This is a genomic window from Actinomyces sp. zg296 (assembly GCF_009829695.1).
GTDB classification, from domain to species: Bacteria; Actinomycetota; Actinomycetes; order Actinomycetales; family Actinomycetaceae; genus Actinomyces; species Actinomyces marmotae.
Window position 1 is genome coordinate 76739 of record NZ_VWPG01000009.1, and the last position, 15961, is coordinate 92699.

The window sequence follows — 15961 nt, forward strand, 5'->3', positions numbered from 1 at the left end:
GCGGACTGACGTCCCGCGGCACCGGGAGATCGCCGGCGCCGACTGGCGCCTTCGCCACCGAGAGGTGCCGTTAGCACCCACTGGTGCGTCCTGCCCGCACCAGTGGGTGCGAACAGCACCGCTCAGTGCGGAACGCACCAGTGAGCGCGAACAGCGCCGCCCACCGCGGAACGCACCGCCCATGGCTCGTGGGTGCCGGCCCCGTACGTGCCTGGGCAGCAGAAAGCCCCGGCACCTGCTGGTGCCGGGGCCTCCGGTCTCGTAGCGGGGACAGGATTCGAACCTGCGACCTCCGGGTTATGAGCCCGGCGAGCTACCGAACTGCTCCACCCCGCGTCGGCGAGAAGAACTCTAGCCCGGGCCCGCGCCCGCCTTCAAGCCGCCAGAGCGTGCGCTTCCTCACCAGAAGTCCGGCCGGCCGGGCTCCCCGCCCGGCCGGCCGATCCCGTGGTCCCTACTTGCCGTTCAGTTTCCCCTGGGCGTCGATGGCCCGGGAGATCGCCGCGTCGACGCGCTTCTGCGCATCGCCGTAGGCCGCCCAGTCACCGGCCTTGAGCGCCTTATCCGCATCGGTCAACGCCGCCTGGGCGTCGGCGAGGGCGGTCTGGAGGTCCGTCGCCGGATCGCCGGTCGAGCCGGCCGCGGAGGCGCTGGGCGCGGGCGCGGCGGGCGCCGTCGTCGCCGGGGAACTCGGAGCGGGGGTCGGCGCGGGGCTGGCCGCCGCTGAGGGATCCGCGGCGGGAGCGCCCGCCCCCGCCCCGCCGGAGTCGATGGGCGCCGTCGAGGTGCCGTTGGCGGCCGCGGTATCGCCATTGACCTCCTCCTGGCCCGTCTTGGCCCCGGAGTCGCCGCCGAACACCTGGTCGAGCGCGCCGGACAGGCTGTCCGCGAAGCCCACCTTGTCACCGAAGGACACCAGCACCTTGCGCAGCAGCGGGTACTGCGTGCCCGAAGACGACTGGACGTACACCGGCTGGACGTACAGCAGGCCGCCTCCCACGGGGAGGGTCAAGAGGTTCCCCTTGATCACCTGGGATCCCTGCTGGGACAGCAGGTTGAGCACCGTGGAGGCCTCGTTGTAGGAGTTGAAGTTGCCCTGGACCTGGCCGGGCCCCGGGATGTTCGAGGACCTGGGCAACTCGAGGACGCGTATCTTGCCGTAGTTCGGGTTGCGCACCCCCGGCTGGCCGGAGGAGGTCTCGGAGTCCACCGCCATGAAGGCGGTGAGCACCGTGCGCCCCGGGAAGATGAAGACGCTGGACAGGGAGAAGCTCGCCGCGTCCTGGTCGGGCATCTTCAGGCTCAGGTAGTAGGGGTCCTGCGGGGAATCACCCTGCTTGCTCGGGTCGGCGTCCCGGGTCGGGTCGTCGGGGACTTGCCAGAAGTCGCCGCCGGAGTAGAAGCTGGCGGGATCCTGGACGTGGTACTTCGCCATGATGGAGCGCTGCACCTTGAACAGGTCCTCCGGGTAGCGCATATGCGCCATGAGGTCGGCGCTCATCTGGCTCATCGGCGTCACCGCGCCGGGGAACGCCTTCGACCAGGCCTTGAGGATCGGATCCTCCTGGTCCCACTCGAATAGGCGCACCGAGCCGTCGTAGGCGTCAACGACCGCCTTGACGGAGTTGCGCACATAGTTCGACTCCTTAGGCGCCCTGACCAGGTCTTTCGAGCCGGTGGCCGCCGTGAGGGACTCGTGCTGGGAGTACGGGTAGTTGTTCGTCGTCGTGTAGCCGTCGAGGATCCACAGGACGCGCTTGGGGGTGGAGGGGTCGTCATCATCATCCACGACGGCCGGATAGGGGTTGCCGTCCAGCGTGAGCCAGGGGGCGACCTTCGCGACGCGCTCGGCGGGATTGCGGTCGTACAGGATCTGGGAGCCCTCCCGGACCTCCTTGGAGAACAGGAGGTTCATCTCCTGGAACTTCACCGCGTACAGCAACCGGTTCCAGTAGTTGGACACGCTGGGGCCGCCGTCGCCGGCGAAGGTCGAGTTCACCTGGCCGTTGGGGGCGGTGTCATCGGGGTAGTCGAGCTCGTGGGGGCTTCCACCGTCGTCCCCGCCGACAATCGAGTACTTGGGGGAGGACTGGCCGAAGTAGATGCGCGGCTCGTAGGAGCCCAGATCACCCCGGGAGGGAATGCCTCCCTCCCAGAACGCGGGGCTGCCGTCGGAGGCCACCGTGTTGCCGTAGGCGGTGACGACGCCGTAGCCATGGGTGTACACGGTGTGATCGTTGATCCAGCTCCGCTGGTCCTTCCCGATGCCGTTGAGGTTGAGCTCGCGCACCGCGATAACCGTGTCCCGGCTGCTGCCGTTGATCTGGTAGCGGTCCACGTTCAGGCGGGGCTGGAAGGAGTAGTACTGCTTGTTCTGCTGGACCTGGCGGAAAGTCGGCGAGATCTGGCCGGGGTCGAGCAGGCGAATCGACGCCGTCGACTCCGCGTCCTCCAGCAACTGGCCCGGCTCGGCCGTGGTCTTGGCGTCATAGGCGGTCAGACTGGCGTCCTTCAGGCCGTAGGCCGCCAGCGTGGCCTTGATGTTGCGGCCGATGTACTCCGCCTCCTCGCGCTGCGCGTTGGGCTCGACGACGAAGCGCTGGACGACCGCCGGGTAGCCGGTCCCGATGACCAGGGCCGAGGCCACCATGACGACGACGCCGATGATGGGCAGCCGCCACGAGCTGGAGCGGATCGAGGCGATGAACAGCACCGCGATGACGACGGCGATGGCCGCCAGGATCCCCTGGGCGGGGAGGACCGCGTTGACGTCGGTGTAGGCGGCGCCGTCGAACTTGGAGTTCGAGGAGTGCAGCGAGGTGTAGCGGGTCAGCCAGTAGCGCGCGCCCAGCAGGAGGCTGAGGGCCGCCATGAGGCCGGTCAGGTGGATGCGCGCGGCGCGGGTGAAGTGCTGGGCGCGCGCCACCGCGATCCCGCCGTAGAGGTAGTGGACGGCCACGCTCGCCAGGCCCGCGAAGATGACCACGCGGATGAGGAAGCCGACCACCGTGGTGAGCACCGGCAGGATGAAGACGTAGAAGGAGATGTCCATGCCGAACTGCGGGTCGGTCACCCCGAAGGGCTCGGCGTTGAAGGCCAGGAGGAACTGCTGCCACTTGGGCGCGAGCTCCCAGGCCGCGCCAGCCAGCGCCACGAACGCCGGGATGAGCCAGGCCAGGCGCCGGCGGGAGGGCTCGACGAGCGTGCGGTAGGCCTCCAGATTGCGAGTGGCCTCATCGGTGGGGACCTCGATCTCGCGGGCGCGGTAGGCCGCGACCATCGCACCACCGGTGGCCAGGAACATGATGACGAACCCGACGACGAACAGCGCCCCCGCGCTGGCCCAGTGGGTCCAGAGGATCCGCTGGTAGCCCAGCTGGTTGAACCAGAGGACCTCTGTCCACGAGCGCGAGAGGAAGCCGATGATCGCCGCCGCCCCGGCCAGGATGCCGATCGTCAGGGAGAGCGGTCCCGGGCGCCGTGAGGCACCGGCGCTCCCGGCGCCCGAGGAGGGGCGCCGCGAGGGGCCGTCACCGCGCCCGCCACTGGATCCCCCAGAGCCGCCGGAGCCGCCGCTTCCACCGCGCGATCCCCCGTCTCCGCCGTCGTCCGACGGGCCGGGGTCATGGGCCTTGAGGGCATCGCCGAGGTGGCGCAGGAAGGCCGCGTCACCCTCGAAGAACATTCCCGAGCGGACGCGGTCCTCCTTGCTGGGCTCGTCCGCGGAGCCCGCCGAGCCCCCGGGCTTCCTCGGCCCCTTCGGTCCCTTAGGCCCCTGAGAGTCCTTGGCGCCCTCGGACGGGGTCCGGGGCGCGCCCTCGGGCCGGTCGGGATCTGGCTGCTCGATGGGGTCGTCGTCGGACCTGTTGCTCACGATCACGCTCCGTCGCTGGTGCCGCGCGGCTCTCGCGCGGGCTGGTCGGCGCTGAGGCGCCCGGGCCCCATGGTCCCATAGGCGCGAGACGGCGATCAAAGCGGGACGCGCCGATCGGCGCCGGGGTGGACGGGGTGACCGGGCAGGAGGGTGCGAGGATAGGCGCATGACGCAGCCGACCTTCCCTGGGGAGAACCCGTCCGTTACTGGGGCCGCGCGCCGCCTCGCGCTCGGCTCGCCGCGCCACGTCGCCCTGGCCGACGCCGTCATGGAGCTCGAGGAGCACATGGCGAAGCGGGGCTGGGACGCCCCCGTGGCGGTCTTCGCGCTGGTGCGCACCTCGGCCGCCCTCCAGGCCGACCCCTCCCTGGCCGACCTCCTGGACCCCGGCGCCGTGGAGGCGGCGAAGGAGAACCCGGAGTCGCTCATGATCGTCGAGCAGGAGGACCTGCCGCCCTCGTCCACGCTGGAGGACCTGCTCACCCAGCTCGCCTGGCCGATGAGCATCGACGGCGTGGCCGTGTCCGCGGAGCGCATCATCCTGCCGGCGGAGGCGGAGGCGGAGGCCGCGGCGATCGAGGACGAGGCCGAGCAGTTGGCCTACCTGGAGAGCCGGCCGGATCGCGAGGAGGTGCGCGTCGTCGTCGGGGCGCTGCGCTCCAATGAGGCGTGGTGCGCGGTGCGCGCCCGCTCCCAGGACTCCCCCGCCATGGTCGCCCAGGGCCCCGACCTGGTGCCGGGCCTGGCGGAGGCCCTGCGGGCCACCTTCATCTGAGCCTCGCCCGGGCGCCGGGGCTCAGCGCCTCAGGCCTCCTCACCGGGGGCGCCGGGCCCGTCCGGGCCGGGGCCCCCGTCCTGCTCCCCGCGCCCGCCCTGGTCGGCCCTGTCCGCCTCACGGGCGGCGTCGGTGTAGCCCAGGGTGCCGTCGAGCAGCGAGGCGAGATCGGCGTCCATCTCGGCGTCCATGTCCTTGTCCGCCCGCCGCATCGTCAGGAAGTCCTCGGGGTGGGCGAGCTCGGAGGCGGTGGGCATGACGTCGGGGTGCTGCCAGAAGGCGTCGCGCTCGGCGTCGCTGGACTCCGCGCCGATGCGCCGCCACAACTCGGCTGCCTCACGGGCGAGCCGGGGGCGGAACTCCAGGCCGATGAGCTGGGCGAAGACCTGCTCAGCGGGGCCGCCGGCGGCGCGACGGCGCCGCATCATCTCGGCTAGCGCCATGCCTCGCGGCAGATGCGCGGCGATCGCCCGCTCGGTGACCACCTGCACCCAGCCCTCGATGAGGGCCAAGAGGGTCTCAAGGCGGCCGAGGGCCTCGAGCTGCTCGGGGCTGGACTGCGGGGAGAACATCCCCCCGGCCAGGGCGGCCTGGATCGCCTCGGGGTCATGCGGGTCCGCCTGCGCCACGGCCGCCTCGACGGCGTCGGTGTCGATGGCGATGCCGCGGGCGTAGGCCTCCACGGCGCTCATGACCTGCCCGCGCAGCCAGGGGACATGCGCGTAGAGGCGCGCGGTGGCGGCCTCCCGCACAGCGAAGAACATCCGCACCTCCTCCTCGTCCTCCTCCAGCTCGGCAGCGAAGGCGCTGATGTTGGCGGGCAGGAGGGCGGTGCCGGGCTCGCGGGTCAGCGGCAGGCCGACCTCGGTGGAGGCGACGGCCTCCTGCGCGAGCCGCCCGATGGCGTGGCCGAGTTGCATGCCGAAGGCGGCGCCGGCCATGGTGCGCATGATCGCCTCCAGGGCGCCGGCCTGCTTGGAGGCCTCACCCACAACCTCCTCCCCCACAGCCTCGCCCAGGCCCCGCATCTGGTGGGCCAGGGCCTCGGAGAGGGCGCGAGTGGCGGCCTGGGCGACGGGCGCGCAGACGTCCTTCCACACGGGCATGGTCCGAGTGAGCCAGGCCTCGCGGCTCCAGGCCTCGCGCCCACCGGGGGCCGGCATGAACTCGGTCGCGGTGTCCAGCCAGAGATCGGCGACGGTCAGGGCCTGGCGAATGGCCTGGGCCTGCGCGGCCGTGACGGTGGGGTCGCCGCCCTCGCGCGCCCGCTGGAGGGCGAGGTCACGGCCCATGGTCCAGTTGACGGGCTCGGATGAGGAGGCGGCGAACATCTGGGACAGCTGCGCGCGCATCGCCATGGCCTGCCCGGGGCTCATGCGCGCGAGTTCCTCCATCCCGCCCATTGAGGCGAGCCGCTCGGGATCGATGCCGGAGGATCGCAGGGCGGCGACGGCATCGCGCGCGGTCTGCGGCCCGAGGATCGCGGAGAGGAGCTCCTCAAGGGTCTCGAAGGGGTCCTCGCTCATGGGGTTCCTCCCTGGCGGTGGTGACTGGCTGACGTCGGGGCGGTGCCGGGCGGCGGGCGCTGAAAGAACCGCCCGCGGGGCACGGCACGATCGTGCCATGGGCGCCCGCGCGCCGGGTACGCGCTTCGCCCGCAGCGCGATCACGGAACGGGGCGGGGCGGGTGGGCGCGGAGCCGCCCCGTGGGCCATGATGGGGCCCGTGACCGAGCATCCCGACCCGACGCTCCCCGCCTCCGACTCACCCGCCCAGGAGCCGACCGCCGCGGCTCCGGACGCGGGGGCCGCCCCTGAGGACGCCGAGGGCCGCCCGCGCATCGCCCACCCCTGGCGCTGGCTCCTGGCCGGGGTGGCGCTGGGGGTCCTGGCCTTCATCGCGGCGGCGACGATCCCCGTCCCGAAGGTCATCGAGAGCCCGGGGCGCACCTGGAACGTGCTCGGCACCGTCCAGTCCGAGGGCCAGTCCACCGAGCTCATCAGCATCTCCGGCGCCGAGACCTATCACGCGCGGGGCGCGCTGCGGATGACCACGGTGGCGGTTTCCGGCTGCCCGGGCTACCCGGTGACCGCTCTGGACGTCATCCACGCCTGGTTCGACCCCGATGAGGTCGTGCTCGACCGCGACCGGGTCTGCCCCGAGAGCGTCACCGCCGAGCAGCAGCACGAGGTGGAGCAGGCCCAGATGACGAGCTCGCAGGACGCGGCGGTGACCGCCGCGCTCATGGAGACCGGGCTGGCGGACTCTATGGTGCTCACCGTGCGGGGGACCTCCCAGGAGCGGGGCGACGGCGTGTTCAAGGCCGGGGACGTCATCCGCTCGATCACGCCCGCGGGCGGGACGACGACCTCTCCGGCCACCTACGCCCAGCTCCAGGAACTCATGACGACCATCGCGCCGGGAGCCGAGGTCCAGGTCGTGGTGAGGCGGGACGGGCAGGACGTCAGCCTGACGATGACGACCCTCGCCCCGGGGAAGGGCTCGGGCCGCGAGGGCTCGCTCCTGGGCGTCATGCTCGATGTGCGCGCGAACTCGGATGTCAGCGCGACCTTCTCCCTGTCGGACGTGGGCGGGCCGAGCGCCGGCTCGATGTTCGCCCTCGGCATCGTCGACAAGATCACCCCGGGGGATCTGACCGGCGGCAAGGACATCGCCGGAACGGGGACGATCTCCTCCGATGGCAAGATCGGGCCCATCGGCGGCATCGCCCAGAAGATGGCGGGCGCCTCTGCCGCGGGGTCGCGCTACTTCCTCGCCCCCGCGAGCAATTGCGGGGATGTCCTGGGCCATGAGCCCGAGGGCATGGAGGTCTACGCGGTGTCCAACCTGCATGAGGCCGTGAAGGCCGCCGAGGGCATCGCCGCCGACGACACCTCATCCCTCACCACCTGCCAAGCGGTCGCCTCCCGCTGACCACCCCTCGATCGAGACCGGTCGAAAACAACTCCGAGACCGGTCGAAAACAACTCCGAGACCGGGTCCCCGTCCACAGGCGCCCGCCGCTCGCTCCCGCGCGCCGGGCTGTGGTTCACGATTGAGGCTCGGGCTCTCCGAAGACCCGGCGCTCAGCGGCGTCCCAGGCGGCCGCGGCCTCGGGTCTCGGCGCGTACTCCACGATCTCCGAAGAGGCCCGCACCAGGGAGCGCAACCGCGCCAGGTCGCCGTCGATGAGCCCGACGCCGCGGGCCGCGACGGCGATGCTCCCCAGCGCGGCGGCCTCGACGGGCCCCGCCACCACGCGCAGGCCGGTGGCGTCCGCGGTCAACTGGCACAGAAGGCGGTTGCGGACTCCCCCGCCGACCATGTGCAGAACACCCACCCGCTTGCCCGACAGCGCCATGGCCTCGCGCACGGCTCTCCGGTAGGCCAGGGCAAGGGACTCGTTGATGCACCGCGCGTACTCGCCGATCGTGCGGGGCCGCGGTTGCCCGGTCGCATGGGCAGCGTCATCGATGCGGGCAGCCATGTCCCCCGGGGCCCGGAAGGAGCCGTCGTCGAGGTCGATGATGGTGCGCAGCGGCTCGCTGGACTCGGCCGCGGCGTCGAGGTCTTCCAGGGAGACATCGAGCCCCTGGCGCCCCCAGGTGCGCACGGCCTCGTTGAGCGCCCACAGTCCCACGACGTTCTTGAGGTAGCGCACGGTTCCGTCAACGCCGAGCTCGTTGGTGAAGTTGGCGCGCCGGGAGGCCTCGGAGAGCACGGGTCGCTCCAACTCGAGCCCCACATGCGACCAGGTCCCGCAGGACACGTAGGCGAAGTCCTCACCCTGGGCGGGCACGGCGACGACGGCGGAGGCGGTGTCGCGCGAGCCGACGGCGACCACGGGCGTGGGCGCGCCGTCCGGCCCGAAGACCTCAAGGGCATCGCGGCGCACGGGTCCGACGACGGCGCCCGCCTCGATCGTCTCGGGGAGCACCCCCACCAGGTCCAGGCCCAAGTCGGTGCGCAGGCGCTCGACCAGCGGGCGGGACCAGCTGCGGGTCCTCACATCCACCAGTCCGGTGGTCGAGGCATTCGTGACCTCGGCGTACATCGATCCGGTGAGCCAGCAGGCGATGAGATCGGGAAGGAGGAGCAGGGTCCGGGAGGGCAGGCCGTTGCCGGGAGAGGGCAGTCCGCCGTCGAGGTCTTCGGCGAGGAGCTGGAAAACGGTGTTGAACTCCTGAACCTGCAGGCCGTTGATGCGGTAGAGCTCTCCAGCGGGGATCGCCGCGAAGAAGCGCTCAGGCATCCCTTTGGTGCGCGGGGAGTTGTAGGCGCTCACCATGCCGGCGGGAACGCCGTTGCCATCGACCAGGCCGTAGTCAACGCTCCAGGCATCCACGCCGATGGCGGACAGGGGCCCGATGTCGCGCACCGCGGCGAGCAGTCCCTCGCGGATCTCGCTCCACAGGCGCAGGACGTCCCAGTAGAGGCGCTCACCGGCGCGGGTGGGCAGGGGGATGGCGCTGTTGGAGAAGCGCCGCGTCTCGGTCAGGGTGATGCGGCCGTCGTCGATGGTGCCGACGATGACCCTTCCGGCGGATGGGCCCAGGTCGATGGCCCCGATGCGGATCGGCGTGCTGCTGCTCATGTCTCCTCCTGCGCTTGGCGCCCCGGGAGGCGTCGGCAGTACGGCCCGCCCGGCGCATCGCTCAAGGTACCCCGATGCCGGCCCCGCCGTCGTAGGACCTGCCCCGCCCCCGGGCCGAGACCGGTCGAAAACAGCATCGAAACCGGTTCTCAGCCTGCGGAGACGGGTGGTTTTCCACAGATTCTCCCGCCCCCCTGGCACGACGCCGCCTGGGGTGCCAGGCTGATGCTGGCCGCCCCGCCACCGGCTCACCGGTCCCCCGTCCCCATGGCGGCCGTGAGGAGAGCATCGTCATGCGCCTGCGCGGAGCGTCCCCCGTCCTATGGCGGGGCCCCGGAGAGTGCCAGATCGGAGCCGAGGCGGGCAACGCCATCGTCCTGACGGGGATGAGCGCGGCGGAGCAGCGGCTCATCGACCGCCTCGACGAGGGCATCGACCGGGTCTCGCTGTCCCGCTCAGCGCGCCTGGCCGGCCTGCCCCTGCGCCGCGCCCACGAGCTCGTGGGGAGGCTGCGCGAGGCCGGGATGCTGCATGAGGAGCCGTTCCCGGGCGGGGGGCGCAAGGCCGACGACCTCCTGTACTGGGAGCGCCTGCGCTCCCCCGGCGGCGCCTCGGCGCGCGCCCGTCGCCTGGGTGAGGCCCGCTTGGCGGTCCTGGGGCGCTTCGACGACGGGGCGCCGGGGCTGATCGCCCGTGAGGCCACCGCCCTCCTCGCCGAGGCCGGGGTGGGCACGGTCTTGGCCGAGGACCCGGCCCTCGACGCCGCTGTCGCCCAGTCCTTTCCGACGACGGCGCGACGGGCCCCGCTGCGCGCGGTCCCCGACCTCATGCTCACCGTGGAGCCGCATCTCATCGACCCGATCCGGGCGCGGAGCCTGGCGCGGGCCGACGCCCCTCATCTGCCCGTGGTGGTGCGGGAGGTGAGCGTGCGGGTCGGCCCGCTCCTGGAGCCGGGCCGGGCCCTGTGCGCGGCCTGCCTCGATCTGCATGAGCGGGACGCCGACCCGCGGTGGCCGGTGGTGGCCACGCAGGAGCGCGGCCTGCCCGCGCCGCGCATCGAGCGGCTTCTGGCGCATCAGGCGTCGGGGCTCGTGGCGAGGACGGTCCTGGAGGCGCTGGCTGATGGGCCGGGGACGTGGGCGGGCCGCAGCCTGGAGATCTCCGGGGCCGAGCCCCTGGGCCTGGAGCGGCAGTGGCTGCCGCATCCGGAGTGCGCCTGCGCGGCGCTGGAATCGGAATAGGCCGGGCCCTAGCCGGTCTGCTCGCGGACGATGGCGAGGATGGCCTCGGAGTAGGCCTCGATCTTGACCGGGCCCACGCCGCGGATGAGGGCGAGCTGCTGTCGGGTGCCCGGTTTGACGACGGCGATGGACCGCAGGGTCGTATCCGCGAAGACCGTGTAGGCCGGCACGGAGCGCCCCTTGGCCTCCTCGGCCCGCCAGGCGCGCAAGGCCTCGAACAGGGCGATGGTGGCGGGGTCGTTCTCCTGCTCGAAGAGGGCGGCGGCCTCCTTGGCGCGGGCGCGCGGCGAGGTGCCGCCACTGCCCCGACGGCGCGCCCCGCTGCCCGCGGTGCCGGCGTCGGTGGGCCAGATGCCGTCGAGGAAGCGGGAGTGGCGGCGGGAGGCGCGGCCCCCGGGGTGACGGGCGCGGGCGTAGGAGATGAGGAGGTGCTCGCGGGCGCGGGTGACGCCCACGTAGAGCAGGCGCCGCTCCTCCTCCAGGGCGGCGAGCCCCTCGGCCAGGGAGATCGGCAGGAGCCCCTCGCAGGCGCCGATGAGGAGCACCGCGTCCCATTCCAGGCCCTTGGCGGCATGGAGGGAGGACAGGGTGACGCCGTCGACCGTGGGGGCGTTCTGCGCCTCGGCGCGCTCGGTGAGCTCGGCGATGAGGGCGTCGAGGCTGGAGCCGGGGCGGGGGGCGAGCTCGTCCGCGAGGGAGATGATGGCGTTGAGGGAGTCCCAGCGCTCGCGCTGGGCGCCGCGGGCGGCGGGGGGCTGCTCGGCCCAGCCCTCGCGGGCGAGGATCTCCCGGGCGTCGCGGGCGACGTCCCCGGTGAGGGTGGCGGCCTCGGTGCGGGCGGCGCCGCGCAGCAGCACCATGGCGCGCTTGACCTCGTCGCGCTCGAAGAACCGCTCCCCGCCGCGCACGAGGTATCCGATGCCCGCGGAAGCCAGCGCCTGCTCGATGGCCTCGGACTGGGAGTTGGTGCGGTACAGGACGGCGATCTCGGACAGGGGTACTCCGGCGGCGGTGAGCCGCCCCACCTGCTCGACGACGCCCGCGGCCTCGGCGGTGTCATCGTCGTAGGAGTCGAAGCGGACGGCGGGGCCGCTGGGGCGCTGGGCGACGAGCTCGACGGCTCCGGCGGGCAGGCGCAGCGCCCCTGAACCGCGCTGTGAGCGGGCGAGTACCCGGTTGGCCAGGGAGACGACCTGCGGAGTGGAGCGGTAGTCGCGGTTGAGGCGGATGACGCGGGCGCCGTCGTACCGGGAGGCGAAACCGGTGAGGAAGTCCGGGGTGGCGCCGGCGAAGGAGTAGATGGTCTGGGAGACGTCCCCGACGACGCACAGCTGGCGGCGCCGCCCGAGCCACAGGTCCAGCAGGCGCTGCTGGATCGGGGAGACGTCCTGGTACTCGTCAACCACGAAGTGCTTGTACTGGTTCCTCACGCGGGCGGCGATGTCCTCCCGCTCGGCGAGGATGCCGGCGAGGATGAGCAGGACGTCCTCGAAGTCGATGACGCCGCGCTCGCTCTTGGCCTCCTCGTAGAGGTGGAGGACGGAGGCGATGGTGCCGGCGTCGAGCCCGGCGGCGCCGCGCCCGCGCGCGGTGGCGGCCTGGGCGTAGTCCTCGGGGAGGGTGTTGGTGACCTTGGCCCATTCGATCTCCGCGGCGAGGTCCCGGATGAGGGCGCGGTCTGTTCCCAGGCCGAGGCGGGAGGCGGCGACGGCGATGAGGGGGGCCTTGCCGGGCTGGAGGGGGAGGATCTGCCCGCCGACGGCGCTGGGCCAGAAGTAGCGGAGTTGGCTGAGGGCGGCGGAGTGGAAGGTGCGGGCCTGGGCGCCCTCGATGCCCAGCGCGCGCAGGCGGCCGCGCAGCTCGCCCGCGGCCTTCTTGGTGAAGGTGAGGGCGAGGAGCTGGTGGGGGTGGTAGGCGCCGACGGCCACGCCGTGGGCGATGCGGTAGGTGATGGCGCGGGTCTTGCCGGTGCCGGCGCCGGCGAGCACGCACAGGGCGCCCTCCACATGCTCGGCGACGGCGCGCTGATCGGGGTCGAGGGCGTCGAGCAGCTGGGCGGGGCTCAGCGGCCGCCCGGCCTGGGTGGGGCCGGGGGCGTCGGGGGTCGGGCTGGGCTTGGTCATCGGGGACAGCCTGCCACGGCCCACTGACGCGTTCCGACGGCGCTTATCGCGATCCGCCCGCCGCTCACGGTCGCCGCGGCGCGCCCGCCTCGGGACGAGCCTCGGCATTCCGCGCGGGCGCCTCGGGCAGCTCCCCGCCGTACCAGTCCTCGATGAGAAGGCGGGCGATGGAGGTGGGTCCGGGAAGGATGACCTCCCCGGCGGACACGGCCTGCGCCAGCTCCGAGCGGGACAGGGTGGCGGCGTCAGTGACCTCCTCGCCGTCGGGGCGCGCGGGGCCCTGGCCGGGGGCGAGGCGGGCGCGGTAGCCGAGCATGAGGGAGCGGGGGAAGGGCCAGGGCTGGGTGGCGACGTGCTCGACCGCCTCGACCCGCAGCCCGATCTCCTCGGCGACCTCCCGGGCGACGGCTGCCTCAGCGGACTCCCCCGCCTCGATGAACCCGGCGACGGTGGAGTAGCGCCGGGGCGGCCAGGCGGCGCCGTGGACCAGGACGATGCGGTCGCGCTCGTCGGTGACCGCCATGATGACGGCGGGGTCGGTGCGGGGGAAGGAGATGGCCCCGCAGCCGCCGGGTCGCGGGCAGCGGCGGGCCCAGCCGGCCTCGTGGGGCTCGGTGCGGGCCCCGCAGGCGGCGCAGTGGGGGGCGGAGGCGTGCCAGGCGGCCAGGGCAACGGCGGTGGTGGCGAGCCCGGCGTCGTGGGCGTCGAGGGCGGCGCCGACGGCGCGCAACGCGGACAGCGGGTTGGCCGCGAGTATCCGCTCGAGGTCGGCGTGGGGCCGCCTGGCGCCCTCGGCGTCCTGGGGCTCGGCGGCTGTGGTGGCGGGAGCGCCGTCGGGAATGATCGCGGCGATCCAGCTGGCGCCCTCGGCCTCCTCCCCCGGCCCGCCCGTTCCCCCCTCGCCCACCGCGCCGCCGCGTGGGGAGCGGCCGAGGTAGATGAGGAGCAGCCCGCTCAGGTCCGCGTCGGTGGCGCGCAGATCGGCCAGGCGCAGGCTCTCCGGCGCGGACTCGAAGGGCGTGAGTCCATCCAGGGGCAGGTCGGGGCGGATGGCGGGGGCCGCGAGCGCCGCGCGCCCCCGGGCATCGGCCAGGAGCAGCCGGGTGGCGGGGTCGGCGGCGAGGCGCTCCAGGAGCCCCGGTTCGCCGCGGCGCGCGGCGTCCCGGTCGGTCTGACCGCGCGAGAGCATCGGTAGCGCGAGGGAGGCGGGTCGGGCGCGGTGGGCGCGGTGGGCGCGCCGCGTGGTCGGCGCGTCCCGGTCGGTCTCATGAGGCGCGGTGGGGCGGGGCGCGCCGGGTTGGGAGGACATGCGCCCACCATGCGCCTTTCCCCGATCGTCCGCCCAACGGGTCCCAACAGGTGGGGCGCCGCGCCCCAGGCCTGGTCGCGGAGTCGGCCGCGCAGCGGCGAGCCGTCCTGAGGGCCTCCAGGGCGCCTGAGTTGGGCGATCCTCTAGGGTTCCTCCATGCGGACCTACCTCGATTATGCGGCGACGGCGCCGACGCGCCCCGAGGTTGCCGAGCAGGTGGCGCGGGACATGGCTGAGATGGCTGGCAAGGCGGGCGGCCGGGCGGACGGGGCGCTGGCGAATCCGGCGGCTCTGCATGGCTCGGGCCGGAAGGCGGCGGGGCGCCTGGCCGAGGCGCGGGGCCGGATCGCGGCGGCCCTGGGGGTGGACGCGCACGAGGTGATTCTGACCTCTGGCGGGACGGAGGCCGATGGGCTCGTGGTGGCGGGGCGGGCCTTGGCGGTCCCGGGTGGGGTGCTGGCCGTCTCTGCGGTGGAGCACCCGGCGGTACTGGATTCGGCCAGGACGGCGTGGGCGCGCCTGGGCGCGCGCCTGCGGGTTCTAGGAGTCGACGGTGCGGGGCTGGTGCGGCCGGAGACCGCGGCCGCGGTGGTGCGGGAGGCGCGGGATGTGCGGGAGGCGCCGGCGGGCGGGGGCTCGGCCCGCCCCGAGGGCGGGGGCGCGGCCCGTCCCGAAAGCGGTGGCGCGGCGGGCCCCGTGGCGCTGGTGAGTGTCATGGCGGCGAATAACGAGACGGGGGCCGTGCAGGACCTGGCGGGGATCGTCGCGGCGGTGCGGGAGGCGAGTGGCGTGCCGCGCCCGGGGCGGCCGGGGTACGTGCCGGTGCACTGCGACGCGGTGGCGGCCGTGGGAAGGGTTCCGCTGGATGTTCATGGCTGGGGTTTGGACGCGGTGAGCGTCTCCGGGCACAAGCTGGGCGCGCCGGTGGGCGTGGGGGCGCTGGTGGCCCGGCGCGATCTGGAGCTGGCGGCGCCGATGGGCGGGGGCCGCCAGGAGCGGGGCCTGCGCTCAGGCACGCAGGACGTGGTGGGCGCACGCGCGCTCGCACTGGCTCTGGAGTTGGCGGTGGCGGAGCGGGAGGCGGAGGCGGAGCGCCTGGAAGGGCTGCGATCCCGTCTGCTGGCGGGGGCGCTGGCGATCCCGGGCGCGCATGCGACCCTGCCGGGGGGAGCGCCGCATCTGCCGGGGACGGCGCATCTGTGGTTCGAGGGTGTGAGCGCGGAGGCGCTGCTCATGGCCCTGGACATGGCGGGGATCGACGCCTCGGCGGGCTCTGCGTGCCACGCGGGGGTGAGCGGCCCGAGCCATGTGCTGATGGCGATGGGCCTGGGTGAGGAGGCGGCGCGGGGGACGCTGCGCTGCACCATGGGGGCGGGGACCTCTCTCGACGACGTCGAGCGCCTCCTGGCGGCCCTGCCCGCCGCGGTGGGGACGGCGCGACGGGCGCATCGGGCCCACTGATCCTCTGTGGGGCGCGCTTCCGCGCCTCCGTTCTGAGACCGCCGACGCCGCGGTTCGCCACACCCGCCGAGCCCACCACGACCCGCACGGGCCCACCACCCCTTAAGGATCCACGAGCGCCCCAGATCGCCGCGGGCGTCAGCGCGTGAGCCAGTGCCCGCCGGGGATTGAGTCCCTATTCATGTCGGTGCCCTGAGCCAGAATGGGGTTATCCGTGGCGCTCCCCGACGAGGAGAAGACCCCCGACGCCCACCGGCCCCCACCACAATGAAGGCACCTTCGCCCAGCTGAGCCTGGACGCCCTGATCGAGGAGGCAACCGATGACAGCGCTGGCAGAACCCGACACGACGCCCGATCCCAGACCCGGCAAAGCGACGCCGGTGACGATGAGCGATCAGGACTCGATCGCGTTCTGGGCCCACTGGGCGGCGGCCAACCCCGCCAAGGATCCCTTCCTAGCCTCCTTGATCCCCAGGTGGGACCAACTCATCGGCTACGACCCCCTGACGGGCCCCAGGGAGATGACCGACCCGATCCCCTGGGCCGAGATGGCGCCCGAGATCCCCGACGACCCGCGCCTGAT

General features: G+C 73.4%; 10 protein-coding genes and 1 tRNA gene. 5 read left to right on the plus strand and 6 right to left on the minus strand.

Annotated features, from left to right (window positions below; translation table 11 throughout):
• Positions 1-262 precede the first annotated feature (262 nt).
• A tRNA-Met gene (locus GVV76_RS08275) sits at positions 263-336 on the minus strand.
• 118 nt (positions 337-454) lie between these two features.
• A complete protein-coding gene (locus GVV76_RS08280) occupies positions 455-3874 on the minus strand; it encodes a UPF0182 family membrane protein (RefSeq protein WP_159626327.1) in 3420 nt (1139 codons plus the stop codon).
• A gap of 166 nt (positions 3875-4040) precedes the next feature.
• On the opposite strand from GVV76_RS08280, the gene GVV76_RS08285 reads away from it, so the two are divergent.
• Positions 4041-4649 (plus strand): PPA1309 family protein, encoded by a 609-nt coding sequence (locus tag GVV76_RS08285; protein ID WP_159524446.1) that lies wholly within the window; start codon positions 4041-4043, stop codon positions 4647-4649.
• Between the two features lie 29 nt (positions 4650-4678).
• Here GVV76_RS08285 and GVV76_RS08290 read toward each other — a convergent pair whose 3' ends face one another.
• Positions 4679-6175 carry a zinc-dependent metalloprotease gene (locus tag GVV76_RS08290; RefSeq protein ID WP_159626329.1) on the minus strand — a complete coding sequence of 499 codons (1497 nt, stop codon included), beginning with the start codon at positions 6173-6175 and terminating at the stop codon, positions 4679-4681.
• Between the two features lie 190 nt (positions 6176-6365).
• Here GVV76_RS08290 and GVV76_RS08295 point away from each other — a divergent pair, with 190 nt between their 5' ends.
• Positions 6366-7583 (plus strand): YlbL family protein, encoded by a 1218-nt coding sequence (locus GVV76_RS08295; protein ID WP_236263329.1) that lies wholly within the window; start codon positions 6366-6368, stop codon positions 7581-7583.
• 115 nt (positions 7584-7698) lie between these two features.
• On the opposite strand, the gene GVV76_RS08300 is transcribed toward GVV76_RS08295, so the two are convergent.
• Positions 7699-9243 carry a rhamnulokinase gene (locus GVV76_RS08300; RefSeq protein WP_159626334.1) on the minus strand — a complete coding sequence of 515 codons (1545 nt, stop codon included), beginning with the start codon at positions 9241-9243 and terminating at the stop codon, positions 7699-7701.
• Positions 9244-9536: 293 nt separating this feature from the next.
• Between GVV76_RS08300 and GVV76_RS08305 the strand changes: the two genes are divergently transcribed.
• Positions 9537-10484, plus strand: a complete 948-nt coding sequence (locus tag GVV76_RS08305) for a thiamine biosynthesis protein ThiF (RefSeq protein WP_159626336.1) — start codon at positions 9537-9539, stop codon at positions 10482-10484.
• An 8-nt stretch (positions 10485-10492) separates the two neighbouring features.
• On the opposite strand, the gene GVV76_RS08310 is transcribed toward GVV76_RS08305, so the two are convergent.
• Together GVV76_RS08310 and nudC are read right to left on the minus strand one after the other, a co-directional pair.
• Positions 10493-12607, minus strand: a complete 2115-nt coding sequence (locus GVV76_RS08310; protein ID WP_159626338.1) for an ATP-dependent helicase — start codon at positions 12605-12607, stop codon at positions 10493-10495.
• A gap of 64 nt (positions 12608-12671) precedes the next feature.
• A complete protein-coding gene (nudC, locus tag GVV76_RS08315; protein ID WP_159626358.1) occupies positions 12672-13796 on the minus strand; it encodes an NAD(+) diphosphatase in 1125 nt (374 codons plus the stop codon).
• 276 nt (positions 13797-14072) lie between these two features.
• Between nudC and GVV76_RS08320 the strand changes: the two genes are divergently transcribed.
• Together GVV76_RS08320 and GVV76_RS08325 are read left to right on the plus strand one after the other, a co-directional pair.
• Positions 14073-15377, plus strand: a complete 1305-nt coding sequence (locus GVV76_RS08320) for a cysteine desulfurase family protein (protein WP_159626340.1) — start codon at positions 14073-14075, stop codon at positions 15375-15377.
• A gap of 321 nt (positions 15378-15698) precedes the next feature.
• Positions 15699-15961: hypothetical protein (locus tag GVV76_RS08325; protein ID WP_159626342.1), on the plus strand; the 263-nt coding region annotated here is incomplete at its 3' end.

Excerpts from the sequence above, each read along its gene's own strand:
- nudC (WP_159626358.1), bottom strand. The coding sequence starts at position 13,796 with ATGCTCTCGCGCGGTCAGACCGACCGGGACGCCGCGCGCCGCGGCGAA.
- GVV76_RS08295 (WP_236263329.1), top strand. The coding sequence starts at position 6,366 with ATGGGGCCCGTGACCGAGCATCCCGACCCGACGCTCCCCGCCTCCGAC.
- GVV76_RS08320 (WP_159626340.1), top strand. The coding sequence starts at position 14,073 with ATGCGGACCTACCTCGATTATGCGGCGACGGCGCCGACGCGCCCCGAG.
- GVV76_RS08285 (WP_159524446.1), top strand. The coding sequence starts at position 4,041 with ATGACGCAGCCGACCTTCCCTGGGGAGAACCCGTCCGTTACTGGGGCC.
- GVV76_RS08305 (WP_159626336.1), top strand. The coding sequence starts at position 9,537 with ATGCGCCTGCGCGGAGCGTCCCCCGTCCTATGGCGGGGCCCCGGAGAG.
- GVV76_RS08300 (WP_159626334.1), bottom strand. The coding sequence starts at position 9,243 with ATGAGCAGCAGCACGCCGATCCGCATCGGGGCCATCGACCTGGGCCCA.
- GVV76_RS08310 (WP_159626338.1), bottom strand. The coding sequence starts at position 12,607 with ATGACCAAGCCCAGCCCGACCCCCGACGCCCCCGGCCCCACCCAGGCC.
- GVV76_RS08290 (WP_159626329.1), bottom strand. The coding sequence starts at position 6,175 with ATGAGCGAGGACCCCTTCGAGACCCTTGAGGAGCTCCTCTCCGCGATC.